This window comes from Pseudomonas sp. 9_2_1 (assembly GCF_059295275.1).
The window spans coordinates 5203264-5220323 of sequence record NZ_CM181239.1 but is presented as its reverse complement, the minus strand read 5'-3'; the positions used below and the strand labels follow the sequence as shown (position 1 = coordinate 5220323).

Sequence of the window (17060 nt, the reverse complement as noted above, 5' to 3'; positions counted from 1 at the left end):
CCTCTTACAGCCCACGGGCCATGGCTTTGTCGATCAGCCAGTTGAACGACGGGCCACGGTCGCTGTTGACCGAAGCCGGGCGGCCGGCCAGTTCGGCTGGCATGCCATCATCGGGCTTGATCTGCACACGGATGTCCGAGGCGAGGTTTTCACTGTCCAGGCTGCTGCTGCTGACGATCTGGCCAGTGCGCACTTCGTCTTCGCCAGCGACCTGGAAGTTGACCCGGGTACCTGGCTTGACCTCGTCGAACTGGCGGTAGCTGAAGCGCGCCTCGACCATCGGCGTGGTGGTACGCGGGATCAGCTGGAAGATCGGCTGGCCCTTGGCGGCGTACTGGCCGTCGTCCACCAGCTGGCGGGCGACCACGCAATCGCAGGGGCTGGTGAGGGTGCCGGACAGCTGTTTGCCGAACAGTTCCTCGATTTTTGCCGGGTCCAGCTGCGCGTCGTCCAGGTTGCCCTTGAGCATGTCCAGCATGCTGGTGGTGAAGCTGGCCAGTGGCGCGCCCTTGGCGACCTGCCCACCGCTTTGCACCAGGCTGTTCACGGTGCCGTCGCGCGGCATGGTGATGTTGGTGGTAGGCACCGCGACCACGCCGGCTTCGGCATGGCTGACGAAGTACATGCCGTACAGTGACTTGGCGACGAAGCCGAAGGCGGCGACGCCGACCACGAACACGCCGAGGGTGACGGTAACCGCTTTGAGGCGGCCGAAGGCGCTCAGGCCACTGCCGCCGTCCTTCTGCTTGCGGGCCTTGGTGAAGTTGTCGCGCTGCAGGGTGCTGAGCACGTCGCCGATGCTGATCAGCTCGCCGGACAGGTGGCTGGTGATGATGTGCCGCAGCGTGGCGATGTCGCGCGGTTCGAGGTTCTGGAACTGCGCACCGGTACGGCCGCTGCTCGGGTTGTACGAGCGCACCTGGAACTCGATGTCGATCGACAGGCCCAGGTTGTCGACCACGAACTGCAGGCGCCCGCGCAGCACATCGCCCACCTTCAGCGGCTGCTTGGTGTGGAAGCTCAGGCCACCGGCGGACAGGTCATCGACCTTCACTTCGTGGGTCTGGCGCTGGGCATCCAGAAAGCGCAGCTTGGCAGGAATGCGCACCCGGGCGTGTTGGCGCTGGGCTTCGGACTCATGCACGACATTGACGTTCACGGCGGTATTCATGGTGGTTTGTTCCTGTTAGATCCGATCCGGGTTGGGCTCACACGACCATGAACAGCACAGCAACGAAGATGCTGGCGGCCGAGAAGGTCATGGTCCGCGAGGACCAGGTGTTGAACCATTGTTGAAAGCTGGCGAGGTCACGCTTGAGGGCAGTGGGCTGACGCGTCCACGACTGCTTGTCGAGGCGGAAGAACACGTAGATCTTCATCAGCGCGCCGATGATCTGGTTGTAATAGAGAATCAGCGGGTAGGCCGGGCCGACCTTGTGGCCGGAGCACAGCAGCATCACGGTGAGGATCAGCCGGGTGATGCCGATCCACAGCAGGTACACCAGCAGGAAGGCAAGGCCGAACTTGAGGCTGGCGATGACCGCCACGGTCAGGCCCAGCAGGCTGGTCCACATCGACACGCGCTGGTCGAACAGCACGATGCTGGTGAACAGCCCCAGGCGGCGCATGCCCAGGCCAAGGGCACGGGAGTTCTGCCGCAGGTTGTTGCCGTACCAGCGGTACATCAGCTTGCGGCTGGCCTTGAAAAAGCTCTTCTCCGGCGGGTGCTCGACCGTGTTGATGGCGGCGTCCGGCACGTAGAAGGTGTCGTAGCCAAGGCGCATCAGGCTGAACCAGCTGGACTTGTCGTCACCGGTGAGGAACTTGAAGCGGCCCAGGCGCCAGTGCATCAGCGAGTCGCTTTCGACGTCGGCGATGAACTCGGGGTTGGTCACCACGCTGGCGCGGAACATCGACATGCGCCCGGTCATGGTCAGCACGCGCTTGGACAGGGCCATCGAGCACATGTTGATGTGGCGCTGGGCGAAGCGCAGCTTGTGCCATTCGCTCATGATGTAGCCGCCACGCACTTCGCAGAATTCGTTGGTGGTCAGGCCGCCGACATTGGCGAACAGCTTGAACCACGGCACGGTCTTGCGCACCACGCCATCGGCCAGCACGGTGTCACCGTCGATCACCGCCACCACCGCGTTCTCGTCCGGCAGCATGCGCGAGATGGCGCGGAAGCCGTAGGCCAGGCCATCGCGCTTGCCGGTACCGGCGATGCGCACGATGTCCAGCTTTACGTGGGCCGGCGGGTTGTACTTGGCCCACAGGCTTTTCACCAGCAGTTCGTCCGACATCTCCACCAGCGAGCAGACCACGGTGGTGGGGAAACCGCAGTTGATCGCTTCGCGGATCACCGAGCTGTACACCTGGGCGGTGGTCAGCGCTTCGATACGGAAGCTGGTCACCATCAGGTACACATGCGACGGGTTGGTCGCGTCGCCCATTTTCTGTACCTTGCGGCGCAGGTACGGGTACACGCCGTAGAGAAATATCATGCCGCGGATGAAATGGGTGGCGCCCATGGAATAGCGCCAGATGCCGACTGCGCCGACCAGGAAGATGAAGTGCTTCGACTGCGAGTCGAAGATATCGGCTGGCAGGGCCAGGGCGATCAGCATGAGCAGGCTCATGTAGAGCAGCCAACCGGCGCACTGCAACAGCACTGTCTGGAGCCTTTGCATGTTCAGCATCCGTGGAGAATTCGGGAAAGGGTGGGCGGCACAACGGCTCTGTACAGAACCCTTGTGCCGCCTGGCCGGGCACTTACCAGCAGATGCCTTCGGTGCGGCTGGTGGTGCTGGTCGGGTTGTTCATGAACCCGACCAGGTCGATCACCTGCTTGCCGGCCGGCGCTTGCTGGGCCAGCGCACGGAACTGCTCGTCACGGTTGCCGAGGACGATGATGTCGGCGTTGTCGATGACCTTCTGGAAATCGGCGTTGAGCAGCGACGACACGTGCGGGATCTTCGATTCGATGTAGTCCTTGTTGGCGCCGTGGACACGGGCGTACTCGACGTTCTCGTCGTAGATGTCCAGCTGGTAGCCCTTGCCGATCAGGCGCTCGGCCAGTTCCACCAGCGGGCTTTCGCGCAGGTCGTCGGTGCCGGCCTTGAAGCTCAGGCCGAGCAGGGCGACCTTGCGCTTGTCGTGGCTTTCGATCAGCTCGAAGGCGTTCTGCACCTGCGATTCGTTGCTGCGCATCAGCGAGTCGAGCAGCGGTGCGCGGACATCGAGGCTGGCGGCGCGGTAGGTGAGGGCGCGCACGTCCTTGGGCAGGCACGAGCCGCCGAAGGCGAAGCCTGGGCGCATGTAGTACTGGGACAGGTTCAGGACCTTGTCCTGGCAGACCACTTCCATCACCTCGCGGCCATCGACGCCTACCGCCTTGGCGATGTTGCCGATTTCGTTGGCAAAGGTGACCTTGGTGGCGTGCCAGACGTTGCAGGTGTACTTGATCATCTCGGCCACTTCGATCGGCTTGCGGATGACCGGGGCGTCGAGCTCTTCGTACAGTGCCTGGAGGATGTCGCCGCTGGCACTGTCCAGTTCGCCGATGACGGTCATTGGCGGCTGGTCGTAGTCCTTGATCGCGGTGCTCTCACGCAGGAACTCGGGGTTGACCGCGACACCGAAGTCGACCCCGGCCTTCTTGCCCGAGCAGTCTTCGAGAATCGGGATGACCACGTTCTTGACGGTGCCTGGCAGCACGGTGCTGCGCACCACGATGGTGTGACGGCGGGTGGTGTCACGCAGTACGTAACCGATTTCGCGGCACACCGACTCGATGTATTCCAGGCCCAGGTCGCCGTTCTTCTTGCTGGGCGTACCCACGCAGATCATCGACACGTCGCTGGCACGGATGGCTTCGGCGAAGTCGGTGGTGCCGCGCAGGCGGCCATTGGCGATGCCCTGTTGCAGCAGTGCTTCCAGGCCAGGTTCGACGATGGGCGACTTGCCCTGGTTGATCAGGTCGATCTTGGTGCTGGACACGTCCACACCGATCACTTCATGGCCACGCGCCGTCAGGCAGCCTGCACAGACTGCACCCACATAACCCAAACCAAAGATGCTGATACGCATCGCTATCACCTCATGTGTTTATCACGCCGGCCACTGCGGAAAGTGCCGTGCTGGATGGATTAACAACAGTTTCAAGGCGCACGGGTCCATGGCGAATGCACACTTCACCGAGCGCAGGCAAAATAAATCCGGAGCGCAAAAAGTTATGCACTCAAATAGGCATTAAATAGCCATTAATTAAAAACGTGCCCTGAAATGCAGCCGTCTTAATTGCAAAGTGCTACTTGGCGCTTTGCTGTGCTTGTTTTTTCAAGTGGGATAAATCCTTTGAAATCAACCACTAGGACGAGTTGTAAGGGACGCTTGTCTCCTGCATGGACAGGGGCTGCGGGAGATACCGGCCTGCCTGTCTAAGTTATCGCGGCAGGTAGCGGATACCTGCCATTGTCATCTGTAAGTCATCTCTCACAACCCGAAGGCAGGAAAATCGTTACGGCACTATGAGCGATGGGTTGCAGGAGAAGTTCCTGTGTGGATTCTGCCGGGATGAAAGATTTCTAAATATTTATTCAGTTGGGTGCAGTTTCAATTTGATAGCACACAGGTGTTTTACCCCCGTGTATCAAGGGTGAGACTGTTACGAGATGTTTTTATGCCAGTATCGGAAAATATTTTTCGAGATTCGTCAAAAAAGGTATGAACGGTCTTATGACGGTTGGCGATAAAGGGAGGGGTGGTGGATTATTGACGCCGGATTTGTGGCGTAGTGGCAGTTTGCGCCATGGCCGGCTACAGGGCGGCTGGCCTCTTTGCGGGTTAACCGGTCGCCGCACCGCCGCTCGCACAGGGCCCGCATCAGGGCTGACAGGCGCTGCATCTCTTGCGGCGAGCCCCTGTCAGCCTGGATGCCCCCCCCTGAAGGCGATCCGATTGACCCACGAAGAGGGCATAGCGGGCTTACTCAGCAGGCTGATCGCGCAAAAACACCAGATGATCCGCCTTGGACTGCTCGGCGCTGTAGTAGTAACCCTGCACATCGAACCGCTTGAGCTGTTCGGGATCGCTGATGCGCTGCTGGATCACAAAGCGGCTCATCATGCCGCGGGCTTTCTTGGCGTAGAAGCTGATGATCTTGTACTGGCCGTTTTTCCAGTCCTTGAAATCGACATTGATCGCCCGAGCGTTCAGCGCGCTACGTTTCACTGCACTGAAATACTCGTTGCTGGCCAGGTTCAACAGCACGTCATCGCCCTGTTCGGCCAGCGCCTGGTTCAGCCATTCGCTGATGCGCGTGCCCCAGAAGGCGTACAGGTCCTTGCCGCGGGCGTTGGCCAGCTTGGTGCCCATCTCCAGGCGGTAGGGCTGCATGAGGTCCAGCGGACGCAGCAGGCCGTAAAGGCCCGAGAGCATGCGCAGGTGGTCTTGCGCGTAGCTGAAATCGTCCTCGCCCAGGCTTTCGGCGTCGAGGCCGGTGTACACGTCACCCTTGAACGCCAGCAGCGCCTGCTTGGCATTGGCCGGGGTGAAGTCTGGCGTCCAGCTGCCGAAGCGCGCGGCATTCAGACCGGCAAGCTTGTCGGACAGGTGCATCAGCTCGCTGATCTGCGCTGGCGACAGGTCGCGCAGCTGCTGGATCAGTTCCTGGGAATCGTCCAGGTACTGGGGCAGGGTGAAACGCTCGGTCACAGGCTTGGTGTCGTAGTCGAGGGTCTTGGCGGGGGAAATCACCGTCAGCATCGGGTCGGCTCCTGGCATCTTTGACCGCAGATTCTACGGGTTGGGCGGTGCAAGTCCAAACTATGGCGACGATAGTCACAGACCATGGCCGAAGCAGGCGCTATAGTTCGCGTTTTGCCGTTGCGGAGCCTTCCACCGTGCGCATTGCCTCTGCCTTGCTGGTCGCGCTGCTGAGCCTGACTGTGCAAGCCGCCCCTTCCACCCAGGTCAGCCTCGACCGCAGCCTGTGGCCCGAGCAGCTGGACAGCCCGGCACTGTTTGACGTGGCTTCGCGCGCCGAGATCCTGTCGTTCGCCCAGGTGCTGCACGAAAGCGAGCTGCTCGACGACGCGGCACTGGCGGCGCGGCTGGGGCTACGGCAGATCAACCTGCAAAAGGTACGCCTGGTTCGGGCGCGGCTGTGGCAGCGATTGTGGCAGGGCTATCAGCAGGCGCAGCGCAGTTGCGAGCAGGATGCGTCGTTCTGCTACCCGGTAGCTTCGATGGCTGATTTGCGCACGCAAGCAGCTACTTTCGCCGCAGATGTAGGCACGTTCTATGCCGGATGGGTCGAGCCTAGCCATCAGTTCCATGTTCGTTACCTGGATGAACAACTGCGCAAGGCGGCGTTGCTGCCGCAGACCAGCAGCGAGGTGGAGCGGCTGTACCCCCGTGAGCGTAATGGTGATGAACTGAATGACCGCATGTTCCTGCTGACTTTCGTCGGTGGCCCCGGGCCGGACAGTGGCAGCACTGACCTGCTCACCGACTACCTGCGCAGACAGAAACTCCAAGGTACCTTCTTTGTGCTCGGCAACCGCCTGCAGCAACGGCGTGACGCGGGGCCGGCCAATGCCTTGCGCCAGCTCTACGACGGTCAGTGTGTGGGTATCCAGGGCTGGGAATACCGCTCCCACGCGCAGTGGACGGACTGGCAGGATTCGCTGCGGCGTAGTCAGGCGCGGGTGCAAGCCGACCTGCCAGCGCAGTATGTGCCGTTGTTCCGGCCGCCCTATGGCCAGCGCCGGGCTGACGGCGAGTCGTTCATGGCCAGCCAGCAGTTGCGCGTGTCATTGTGGGATATCGATGCCCAGGATGATGGCGCGTTGAGTGCCCAGGCCTCTGCGCAGCGGGTGTTGACCTTGATGTTGCTGTGGCGCAAGGGCGTGATCCAGTTCCATGACAGCCTGCCCAAGGCCCAGCCGGCAGTGGAATGGTTGCTGCGCAGCACCGCGCAGAGCGGTATCGGCTGGCAGGATTGCCGGGAATATGGATATGCCGAATAGAGGGTATGACTTTTGAATGTAGTACCCTCTGGCGTCCGCGCCAAGGCCTCATCGTCAATCGGAAAAATAAACTTCAAAATCTCGTAAAAATGCTTTTTCCGGTCATGGCTTTTGCGGTATGAAGAAACCAGACAGCCGATTCCTGCAGCACAGGTGGCGTCATCCAGGCCCACCTAGGCAGGTTCGCTTCCCGCCCGTAACAACGCGGATACGGGGAGACGGTAGTCACTTTGCGGCGTAACAGACCACGCCGTGTGGCTTCGACATAAGGTGACCGAGTATGGATGACCAAGGACGCAACCCTTCCTCCAGCAAGCCAATCCTCTATGTGCTCGATACCAACGTCCTGATTCACGACCCCAACGCATTGCTCAACTTCGAGGAGCACCACGTCGCCCTGCCGATGACGGTGCTGGAGGAACTCGACAAGCTCAAGACGGGCAAACAGACCATCGCCGCTGAATGCCGCCAAGCCATCCGCCTGATCGACCAGACCCTGGGCGACGCCTCGCCCAGCGATGTCGAGCAGGGCGTGCCGATTCAGCGTGGCAAGAGCGGGCCCAAGGGCTTCCTGTCCATCCTGATGACGCCGCGCAACGAGCCGAACAGGCTGCTGCCGGAAAACCTCAACGACAACATCATCATCAACCAGCTGCTTGAAGTACGGGCTCGGCGCAGCGACCTGGACGTGGTGCTGGTCACCAAAGACATCAACATGCGCCTGAAGGCGCGCGCTTGCGGGATTGCGGCCGAGGATTACAGCACCGACCAGCTGGTCGATGACGTGTCCTTGCTGTCCAAGGGCTACCACTCGGTCACCGGCTCGTTCTGGGACCGGGTGAGCAAGGTCGATACCCGTCAGGAGCGGGGGCGTACCTGGCATCGGGTGCAGATGATCGACAACCTGCCGGCCGTCCACGTCAACGAATTCATCATCGATGAGCAAGGCTTCGTCGGCTGGATCAAGGGCATCCGCAACGATGAGCTGCTGTTGCTCGACCTGCATCAGGAGCCCCTGTTGCACCAGGAAGCCTGGGGCCTGAAGCCACGCGACATCCATCAGAGCCTGGCACTCTTCGCCCTGCTTGACCCGGATATTCACCTGGTCAACCTGACCGGCCCTGCCGGCTCGGGCAAGACCATTCTGGCGCTGGCCGCAGCCATCGAGCAGACCATGGTCAGCAAGCGCTACCGGCGCATCATTGCCACCCGCAGCGTGCAGGGGCTGGACCAGGAAATCGGCTTCCTGCCGGGCACCGAAGCGGAGAAGATGGAGCCTTGGCTGGGCGCGATCACCGACAACCTCGAAGCCTTGCACATGGATGACGAAAGCACGCATGGCAGTGTCGAGTACATCCTCGAGCGGGTACCGTTGCAGTTCAAGTCGCTCAACTACATTCGCGGTCGCAGCTTCCAGCAGAGCCTGATCCTGATTGACGAGTGCCAGAACCTTACGCCGCACCAGATCAAGACCATCATCACCCGTGCCGGCTCCGGGTCCAAGGTGGTCTGCCTTGGCAACCTGGCGCAGATCGATACCCCTTACCTGTCCGCGACCAGCTCGGGCCTGACTTACCTGACCGAGCGCTTCAAGGACTTCCCCCACGGCGTGCACCTGACCCTGCAAGGGGTGCCACGCTCGGTGCTGGCCGAGTACGCCGAGTCGCATCTGTAAAACCATGCAGCCGGGCAGATCACTGCCCGGCCTTTTCGCGGGCACGCCCGCTTCCACAGGATCTCCACTTGATTCAAGGCGGTGAGGACCCTGTGGGAGCGGGCGTGCCCGCGAAAAGGCCGGGCCTGCCGACACATACCTCTGCTCAAACCTGACCCACAGGTTTACACTGCGAGTTCCCCTCACAGGAGCAGAGCAGTGCTGACACATCTTGATTCCCAGGGCCGGGCCAACATGGTCGACGTCACTGAAAAGGCGGTGACCGAGCGTGAGGCCATTGCCGAAGCGCGGGTGCGCATGCTGCCGCAGACCTTGCAGATGATCGTCGACGGTGAGCACCCCAAGGGCGACGTGTTCGCCGTGGCGCGCATTGCCGGGATCCAGGCAGCGAAGAAGACCAGCGACCTGATCCCGCTGTGCCACCCGCTGATGCTGACCAGCGTCAAGGTCGAGCTCAGCGCCGAGGGCGAGGACGCCGTGCGCATCGTCGCCCGCTGCAAGCTGGCCGGGCAGACCGGCGTCGAGATGGAAGCGCTGACCGCCGCCAGTGTCGCCGCGCTGACGATCTATGACATGTGCAAGGCGGTGGACAAGGGCATGGTCATCGAGCAGGTGCGCCTGCTGGAAAAGCTCGGCGGCAAGAGCGGCCACTACAAGGTGGAGGCGTGATGAAGGTCAAGGTGATGTACTTCGCCCGTTACCGTGAGCAGCTGGACGTGGATGCCGAACAGGTGGAGGGCGCGTTCCAGGTGCTCGACGATGTGCGCCAGGCGCTGGTGGCCAAGGGCGAGCGTTACGCGGTACTGGCCGAGCAGAACCTGATGTGCGCGCGCAATGAAGAGCTTTGCAAGCTCGATGAGCCCTTGGAAGACGGCGATGAAGTGGCGTTCTTCCCACCGGTGACCGGAGGCTGAACATGGCAGTGCGAGTGCAGGAAGGCGCGTTCGACCCTGGGGCCGAGGTGAATGCCATGCATGCGGCCAACGTGGGTGTGGGCGCGGTGGTCGGGTTTGTCGGCTATGTGCGGGACTTCAATGATGGGCGCGATGTGGCGGGGATGTTCCTCGAGCACTACCCGGGCATGACCGAGAAGGCCCTGGCCAAGATCGTGGTCGAGGCCGAGCAGCGCTGGCCGCTGCTGAAGGTGGAGGTGCTGCATCGCATCGGGACGCTGGAGCCGGGCGAGCCGATCGTGTTCGTCGGTGTCGCCAGTGCCCATCGGCAGGCCGCATTCGAGGCCTGCGATTTCATCATGGACTACCTGAAGACCCGCGCGCCGTTCTGGAAGAAGGAAACTACCCAGGAAGGGCCGAGGTGGGTGGAAGGCAGGCAGAGTGACCAGGACGCTGCCGGGCGCTGGTAGTCAAGGCTGCGCCGATCCCATGTAGGAGCGGCCTTGTGTCGCGAAAGGGCCGCGTAGCGGCCCCAGGATGTCAGCATTAATGCATGAATTGCTGGGGCCGCTGTGCGGCCCTTTCGCGACACAAGGCCGCTCCTACAAGGGCGGCGTTGGCATTCAGGCAATCAGTGATGCTTGCGCGGCACCGGCTTGAGTAGCTCATCCGGCGGCATCTCGCACTTGATCTTGCGCCCCAGCAGCTCCTCGATCCCCGGCAACTGATACGAATCATCCTCACCGGCAAAGCTGATCGACACGCCATCAGCCCCCGCGCGTCCGGTACGGCCGATACGGTGCACGTAGTCGTCCGGATCCTCGGGCAGGGTGAAGTTGATCACGTGGCTGATGCCATCGATATGAATGCCACGCCCTGCCACGTCAGTGGCCACCAGCACCGTGACCCGACCTTCGCGGAAGTTTTCCAGGGTTCGAATACGCTTGTGCTGCGGCACGTCGCCCGACAACTGGGCGGCATTGATGCCGTCGCGCACCAGCTTTTCCTCGATGCGCCGCACTTCGTCCTTGCGGTTGGCAAACACCATCACCCGTTCCCACTTGTTCTGGGTCACCAGGTTGTACAGCAGCTTGTACTTGTCGCTGCCGGCCACCGCATACACGTGCTGCTCGACCGTTTCGCTGGCCACGTTCTCCGGCTCGATCTCGACGATGGCCGGGTTGGTGGTCCATTGCTTGGCCAGGTTCATCACGTCTTCGGTGAAGGTGGCCGAGAACAGCAGGGTCTGGCGCTCGCTTTTTGGCGGCGTCTGGCGAATGATCTGGCGCACCTGCGGGATGAAGCCCATGTCGAGCATGCGGTCGGCCTCGTCCAGCACCATCACCTCGACCATGTCCAGGTGCACCTCGCCGCGCTGGTTGAAGTCCAGCAGGCGGCCAGGGGTGGCGACCAGGATGTCGCAGTGGCGCGCTTCCAGGGCCTTGAGCTGTTTGTCGAATTCCATGCCGCCGACAAAGCTCATCACGTTCAGGCCGGTGTACTTGGTCAGCGCTGCGGCGTCCTTGGCGATCTGCACCACCAGCTCGCGGGTGGGGGCGATGATCAGCGCACGCGGCTCGCCCATGTAGCGTTCTTTGGGGGGTGGCGTCTGCTGCAGCTGGGAAATGATCGAAATCAGGAATGCCGCAGTCTTGCCAGTACCGGTCTGGGCCCGGCCGATGGCGTCCTGGCCACGCAGGGTGTAGCCCAGCACCTGGGCCTGGATCGGCGTGCAGTACGGGAAGCCCAGGTCGTGGATGGCGTGCATCACCTCGTTGGACAGCTTGAAGTCGTGGAAGCGGGTCTTGCCTTCCTGCGGCTCGACCACGAAGTCTTCCAGCTTCCACAGGCTGGCCTGCGGCTTGGGTTTGCGCTCGCGGCGCGGTTTGGCATTGACCGGCTTTTCGACCGCAGGTGTCACAGCGGCAGGCTGTTCAGCCGCAGGGGTGGGATTGGCGCGCGGTGCGGCCGGGGTAGGCGCAGGCCGCGCCTCGGTGGGCGCGGGCGCAGGCGGCGTTGCACTGGCAGCAGGAGCGACGGCCTGTGGCGCGGCGTCTCCCTTGCCGAATATTTTCTTGAGTGCCTTGAGCACGATCGTCTCATCAACTGATTAAGGAATGTACGCCGGGCAGTGTAAAGCAAGAATCAGGCTCGGCGTAGTGGAATAGCCCTACAACTACAGGCGGCTTCTGCTTATTGCAGTTGCATGGCCAGCCACTCGTGGACGTCGTTCAACTCCTCGACCACCACTTCGTGCTCCATCGGGTATTCCTGCCAGCGGGCGGCGACGCCCCAGGTGTTCAGGTACTCGAAGGCGGTGCGGCCCATGGACGGGATCACCACCGGGTCGTGCACGCCATGCAGGCACAGGGCCGGGGTGCGTTGCTGGCACGCACTCAGCTGGTGCTGTTCGTTGAAGGTAGGGGCGTAGGTGGACAGGGCGATGACCCCGCCCAGTGCCTCTTGCCACTTTATATAGGCAGTGTGCAGCACCACCGCGCCGCCCTGGGAGAAACCGGCCAGGAAGATTCGCGCCAGGTTGATGCCTTTGGCCTGCTCGGCCTTGATCAGGGCGATCACCTGCTCGGCCGATTCCTCCAGCTGCGCTTCATCGATGGCGCGGGCCGGGGTCATCGCCTTGATGTCATACCAGCTGGGCATGGCGTAGCCGCCATTGATGGTCACCGGGCGGGTCGGCGCCTGCGGCATGATGAACCGCGTGGTGAGCAGGCGTTCCTGCATGAATTCGGCGACGGGTAGGAAGTCGTAACGGTCGGCCCCCAAACCGTGCAACCAGATCACACAAGCGTCTGCGGTTTTCTGCGGTTCGAGGATCAGTGGGTTGGTCATGACTGCTCCGAAAGTGTGCGGATCTTGTTATGGCGTGCGTGAAATGAAGGCGCGGGAAATGATTGTCGGAAAAAGAATGTCGCAACGATACAACTTTCCCTACTTGACGTGCGCTTAAACGCTACAGCCAGGAGTTCTGGTACGCGCTTTGCAATTGAACCTGCGATGCAAAGGGCAGGCCGAGACGGTAACACCCTTTGTAAGCGAAGGCTGTCACAGAACAGTCCATTGCGCCAATTGACCCAATAACAAGCCAACACGGGTCGGATACGCCTCAAAAGGGTGCGGTGCAATTCCGGCTCGATACAACAAGAGCGATTTGGAGGTTGTGAATGAAGATGTTGAAAACCACCCTGGCAGTCCTGACCGCTGCCGCCGCACTGGGCGCCGTGAGCACTGCCCAGGCCGGCGCCACCCTCGATGCGGTGAAGAAAAAGGGCTTCGTCCAGTGTGGCGTGAGCGACGGTCTTCCAGGCTTCTCGGTACCTGATGCGCAGGGCAAGATCGTCGGCATCGACGCCGATGTCTGCCGCGCCGTGGCCGCCGCCGTGTTCGGCGACGCCAGCAAGGTCAAGTTCAGCCAGCTCAACGCCAAGGAACGCTTCACCGCCCTGCAGTCGGGGGAAGTCGACGTGCTGTCGCGCAACACCACCTGGACCAGCTCGCGCGATGCCGGCATGGGTCTGGTGTTCGCCGGTGTCACCTACTATGACGGCGTCGGCTTCCTGGTCAACAAGAAGCTCGGTGTTTCCAGCGCCAAGGAGCTCGACGGCGCCACCATCTGCATCCAGGCCGGTACCACTACCGAGCTGAACGTGTCGGACTACTTCCGCGCCAATGGCCTGAAGTACACCCCGATCACCTTCGACACTTCCGACGAGAGCGCCAAGTCGCTGGAGTCCGGCCGTTGCGACGTGCTGACTTCGGACAAATCGCAGCTGTTTGCCCAGCGTTCCAAGCTGGCCGCGCCGACCGACTATGTAGTGCTGCCGGAAACCATCTCCAAGGAGCCGCTGGGCCCGGTGGTGCGCAAGGGCGACGAAGAGTGGTTCAGCATCGTCAAGTGGACCTTGTTCGCGATGCTGAATGCCGAAGAAGCAGGCATCACCTCCAAAACCGTCGAGGCCGAAGCCAAGTCTACCAAGAACCCCGACAACGCCCGGCTGCTTGGCGCTGACGGCGAGTATGGCAAGGACCTCAAGCTGCCCAAAGACTGGGTAGTGCAGATCGTCAAGCAAGTCGGCAACTACGGCGAAGTGTTCGAGAAGAACCTCGGCCAGAGCACCGACCTGAAGATCGACCGTGGCATGAATGCCCTGTGGAACAACGGCGGCATCCAGTACGCGCCACCTGTGCGCTGATGGCTGCATCCTGCGGCGGCATCCCGCCGCCGCAGGTTGTTCGGAACCCTACTTTCCGGGGCACCTCATGCAAAATCGAATCGGCGCACAAAAGGGCTTGTCCCTGAGTGATCCACGTGTGCGCGCGTGGCTGTTCCAGGTCCTCACGATCGTGTTCGTGGTCGGCCTGGGCTGGTACCTGTTCCACAACACGCAAACCAACCTGCAACACCGGGGGATCACCTCGGGCTTCGACTTCCTCGAGCGCAGTGCCGGCTTCGGCATTGCCCAGCACCTGATCCCCTATGTCGAATCCGACAGCTATGCGCGGGTGTTCGTCATCGGCCTGCTCAACACCCTGCTGGTGACCCTCATTGGCGTGGTGCTGGCGACCATTCTCGGCTTCATCATCGGCGTGGCGCGGCTGTCGCCGAACTGGATGATCAACAAGCTGGCGACCGTGTATGTGGAAACCTTCCGCAACATCCCGCCGTTGTTGCAGATCCTGTTCTGGTACTTCGCCGTGTTCCTGACCCTGCCGGGGCCGCGGGGCAGCATCAACATCGACGATATGTTCTTCATCAGCAACCGCGGCCTGAACATGCCCGGTGCTGCCATGACCGATGGTTTCTGGCCGTTCGCCATTGCCTTGGCCCTGGCGCTGCTGGCGACCGTGGCGATGGTGCGCTACGCCAACAAGCGCTTCAACGAAACCGGCGTACCGTTCCACAAGTTCTGGGTGGGGCTGGGGTTGCTGGTTGCCATCCCCGGGGCCTGCGTGCTGCTGTTCGGCAGCCCGGTTACCTGGGAAATGCCGCAGTTGAAGGGCTTCAACTTCGTCGGTGGCTGGGTGCTGATCCCCGAGTTGCTGGCGCTGACCCTGGCACTGACCATCTACACCGCAGCGTTCATCGCCGAAATCGTGCGTTCCGGTATCCGCTCGGTCAGCCATGGCCAGACCGAAGCCGCGCGCTCGCTGGGCCTGCGTGAGGGCCCGACACTGCGCAAGGTGATCATCCCCCAGGCACTGCGGGTGATCATTCCGCCGCTGACCAGCCAGTACCTGAACCTGGCGAAGAACTCGTCGCTGGCGGCCGGTATCGGCTACCCGGAGATGGTCTCGCTGTTCGCCGGTACCGTGCTCAACCAGACCGGCCAGGCCATCGAGGTGATCGCCATCACCATGAGTGTCTATCTCGCCATCAGCATCAGCATTTCGCTGCTGATGAACTGGTACAACAAGCGCATTGCGCTGATCGAGCGGTGAGGATACGCCCGTGAATGCCCATGTTTTCAAACCTGATATGCCGCCCCCGGTGAAAACCGTCGGCGTGCTCGCATGGATGCGTGCCAATCTGTTCTCCAGCTGGCTCAACACGCTGCTGACCCTGTTCGCCATCTACCTGGTGTGGCTGATCGTGCCGCCGTTGCTGCAGTGGGCGCTGATCGATGCCAACTGGGTTGGCACCACCCGCGCCGACTGCACCAAGGAAGGCGCCTGCTGGGTGTTCGTGCAGCAGCGCTTCGGCCAGTTCATGTACGGCTACTACCCGACGGAGCTGCGCTGGCGCGTGGACCTGACCGTTTGGCTTGCCGTGCTCGGCGCCGCGCCGCTGTTCATCAGGCAGTTCCCACGCAAGGCTTTCTACGGCCTGGGCTTCCTGGTGCTGTACCCGGTGCTGGCCTACACCTTGCTGCACGGTGGCTACCTGGGCCTGCAAAGCGTCCCGACCAGCCAGTGGGGCGGGCTGATGCTGACCCTGGTGATCGCCACCGTGGGCATCGTCGGCGCCTTGCCGCTGGGTATTCTGCTGGCCCTGGGACGGCGTTCGAAGATGCCGGCGGTGAAGGTGGTGTGCGTGACCTTCATCGAGTTCTGGCGCGGCGTGCCGCTGATTACCGTGCTGTTCATGTCGTCGGTGATGCTGCCGTTGTTCCTGCCCGAGGGCATGAGCTTCGACAAGCTGCTGCGGGCGATGATCGGGGTGATCCTGTTCCAGTCAGCCTATATCGCCGAGGTGGTACGCGGCGGCCTGCAGGCCATCCCCAAGGGCCAGTACGAAGCCGCTGCGGCGATGGGCCTGGGATATTGGCGGGCGATGGGCCTGGTGATCCTGCCGCAGGCGCTCAAGCTGGTGATCCCCGGCATCGTCAACACCTTCATAGCCCTGTTCAAGGACACCAGCCTGGTGATCATCATCGGCCTGTTCGACCTGCTCAACAGCGTCAAGCAAGCCGCCGCCGACCCGGCCTGGCTGGGCATGGCCACCGAGGGCTACGTGTTCGCCGCCCTGGTGTTCTGGATTTTCTGTTTCGGTATGTCCCGCTACTCCATGCACCTGGAGCGCAAGCTGGACACTGGCCACAAGCGTTAGGAGTTTCGACATGAGTGAAGCGATCAAGCAGCCTGCCGGCCCCGAGGGCATCATCCAGATGCAGGGTGTGAACAAGTGGTACGGCCAGTTCCATGTGCTCAAGGACATCAACCTGAACGTGCGCCAGGGCGAGCGTATCGTGCTGTGCGGGCCGTCCGGTTCGGGCAAGTCCACCACCATCCGTTGCCTCAACCGCCTGGAAGAGCACCAGCAAGGGCGCATCGTGGTCGATGGCGTGGAGCTGACCAACGACCTGAAGCAGATCGAGGCCATCCGCCGCGAAGTGGGCATGGTGTTCCAGCACTTCAACCTGTTCCCGCACCTGAGCATTCTGGAGAACTGCACCCTGGCGCCGATGTGGGTGCGCAAGATGCCCCGGCGCAAGGCCGAGGAAATTGCCATGCACTACCTGGAACGGGTGCGTATTCCGGAACAGGCGCACAAGTACCCGGGGCAGTTGTCCGGTGGCCAGCAGCAGCGTGTGGCGATTGCCCGTGCGCTGTGCATGAAACCGAAGATCATGCTGTTCGACGAACCGACGTCGGCGCTGGACCCGGAAATGGTCAAGGAAGTGCTCGATACCATGGTGGGCCTGGCCGAGGATGGCATGACCATGCTCTGCGTCACCCATGAAATGGGCTTTGCCCGCACCGTGGCGAACCGGGTGATCTTCATGGACAAGGGGGAGATCGTGGAGCAGGCGGCGCCGGATGATTTCTTCGACCGGCCGCGCAGTGACCGGACGCGGTTGTTCCTGAGCCAGATTCTGCATTGATACTGTTGGGGCTGCTTTGCAGCCCATCGCCGGCAAGCCAGCTCCCACAGGTACTGCACAGGGCTTGAGGCCGGTGCTATCCCTGTGGGAGCTGGCTTGCCGGCGATGGGCCGCAAAGCGG

General features: G+C 62.0%; 15 protein-coding genes. 9 read left to right on the top strand and 6 right to left on the bottom strand.

Annotated features, from left to right (window positions below; translation table 11 throughout):
• Nucleotides 1-4: 4 nt before the first annotated feature.
• The 4 genes from AC5O5I_RS23685 to yaaA form a co-directional block, all read right to left on the bottom strand.
• A complete protein-coding gene (locus AC5O5I_RS23685; RefSeq protein WP_494511655.1) occupies nucleotides 5-1171 on the bottom strand; it encodes a PilZ domain-containing protein in 1167 nt (388 codons plus the stop codon).
• A gap of 37 nt (nucleotides 1172-1208) precedes the next feature.
• Complete coding sequence (locus AC5O5I_RS23680) at nucleotides 1209-2690, bottom strand: glycosyltransferase family 2 protein (RefSeq protein ID WP_172227164.1); 1482 nt, start codon at nucleotides 2688-2690, stop codon at nucleotides 1209-1211.
• Nucleotides 2691-2772: 82 nt separating this feature from the next.
• A complete protein-coding gene (locus AC5O5I_RS23675) occupies nucleotides 2773-4089 on the bottom strand; it encodes a nucleotide sugar dehydrogenase (protein WP_172227162.1) in 1317 nt (438 codons plus the stop codon).
• Nucleotides 4090-4986: 897 nt separating this feature from the next.
• Nucleotides 4987-5766 carry a peroxide stress protein YaaA gene (yaaA, locus tag AC5O5I_RS23670; protein WP_494511654.1) on the bottom strand — a complete coding sequence of 260 codons (780 nt, stop codon included), beginning with the start codon at nucleotides 5764-5766 and terminating at the stop codon, nucleotides 4987-4989.
• Nucleotides 5767-5903: 137 nt separating this feature from the next.
• On the opposite strand from yaaA, the gene AC5O5I_RS23665 reads away from it, so the two are divergent.
• The 5 genes from AC5O5I_RS23665 to moaE all read left to right on the top strand — a co-directional run bounded on the left by AC5O5I_RS23665 (nucleotide 5904) and on the right by moaE (nucleotide 10069).
• Nucleotides 5904-7031, top strand: a complete 1128-nt coding sequence (locus tag AC5O5I_RS23665) for a polysaccharide deacetylase family protein (protein WP_494511653.1) — start codon at nucleotides 5904-5906, stop codon at nucleotides 7029-7031.
• A 280-nt stretch (nucleotides 7032-7311) separates the two neighbouring features.
• Nucleotides 7312-8706, top strand: coding sequence for a PhoH family protein (locus tag AC5O5I_RS23660; protein ID WP_172285681.1), 1395 nt, complete (start codon nucleotides 7312-7314; stop codon nucleotides 8704-8706).
• Between the two features lie 198 nt (nucleotides 8707-8904).
• Nucleotides 8905-9375 (top strand): cyclic pyranopterin monophosphate synthase MoaC, encoded by a 471-nt coding sequence (gene moaC / locus AC5O5I_RS23655; protein ID WP_172227154.1) that lies wholly within the window; start codon nucleotides 8905-8907, stop codon nucleotides 9373-9375.
• A complete protein-coding gene (gene moaD / locus AC5O5I_RS23650) occupies nucleotides 9375-9620 on the top strand; it encodes a molybdopterin converting factor subunit 1 (RefSeq protein WP_172227173.1) in 246 nt (81 codons plus the stop codon). The genes moaC and moaD overlap by 1 nt, the downstream gene beginning before the upstream one ends.
• Before the next feature lie 2 nt (nucleotides 9621-9622).
• Nucleotides 9623-10069 (top strand): molybdopterin synthase catalytic subunit MoaE, encoded by a 447-nt coding sequence (gene moaE, locus AC5O5I_RS23645; RefSeq protein WP_494511652.1) that lies wholly within the window; start codon nucleotides 9623-9625, stop codon nucleotides 10067-10069.
• A 161-nt stretch (nucleotides 10070-10230) separates the two neighbouring features.
• On the opposite strand, the gene rhlB is transcribed toward moaE, so the two are convergent.
• Together rhlB and AC5O5I_RS23635 are read right to left on the bottom strand one after the other, a co-directional pair.
• Nucleotides 10231-11691: an ATP-dependent RNA helicase RhlB gene (gene rhlB, locus AC5O5I_RS23640; protein ID WP_172227150.1), complete on the bottom strand. Its 1461-nt coding sequence runs from the start codon at nucleotides 11689-11691 to the stop codon at nucleotides 10231-10233.
• A 101-nt stretch (nucleotides 11692-11792) separates the two neighbouring features.
• Nucleotides 11793-12449 carry an alpha/beta hydrolase gene (locus AC5O5I_RS23635; protein WP_172285680.1) on the bottom strand — a complete coding sequence of 219 codons (657 nt, stop codon included), beginning with the start codon at nucleotides 12447-12449 and terminating at the stop codon, nucleotides 11793-11795.
• A gap of 332 nt (nucleotides 12450-12781) precedes the next feature.
• On the opposite strand from AC5O5I_RS23635, the gene AC5O5I_RS23630 reads away from it, so the two are divergent.
• The 4 genes from AC5O5I_RS23630 to AC5O5I_RS23615 all read left to right on the top strand — a co-directional run bounded on the left by AC5O5I_RS23630 (nucleotide 12782) and on the right by AC5O5I_RS23615 (nucleotide 16939).
• A complete protein-coding gene (locus AC5O5I_RS23630; protein ID WP_172232636.1) occupies nucleotides 12782-13810 on the top strand; it encodes an amino acid ABC transporter substrate-binding protein in 1029 nt (342 codons plus the stop codon).
• Between the two features lie 67 nt (nucleotides 13811-13877).
• A complete protein-coding gene (locus tag AC5O5I_RS23625; RefSeq protein WP_172285679.1) occupies nucleotides 13878-15056 on the top strand; it encodes an amino acid ABC transporter permease in 1179 nt (392 codons plus the stop codon).
• Between the two features lie 10 nt (nucleotides 15057-15066).
• Nucleotides 15067-16164, top strand: a complete 1098-nt coding sequence (locus tag AC5O5I_RS23620; RefSeq protein ID WP_172229683.1) for an amino acid ABC transporter permease — start codon at nucleotides 15067-15069, stop codon at nucleotides 16162-16164.
• A 10-nt stretch (nucleotides 16165-16174) separates the two neighbouring features.
• Nucleotides 16175-16939, top strand: a complete 765-nt coding sequence (locus tag AC5O5I_RS23615; protein WP_016498022.1) for an amino acid ABC transporter ATP-binding protein — start codon at nucleotides 16175-16177, stop codon at nucleotides 16937-16939.
• Nucleotides 16940-17060 lie beyond the last annotated feature (121 nt).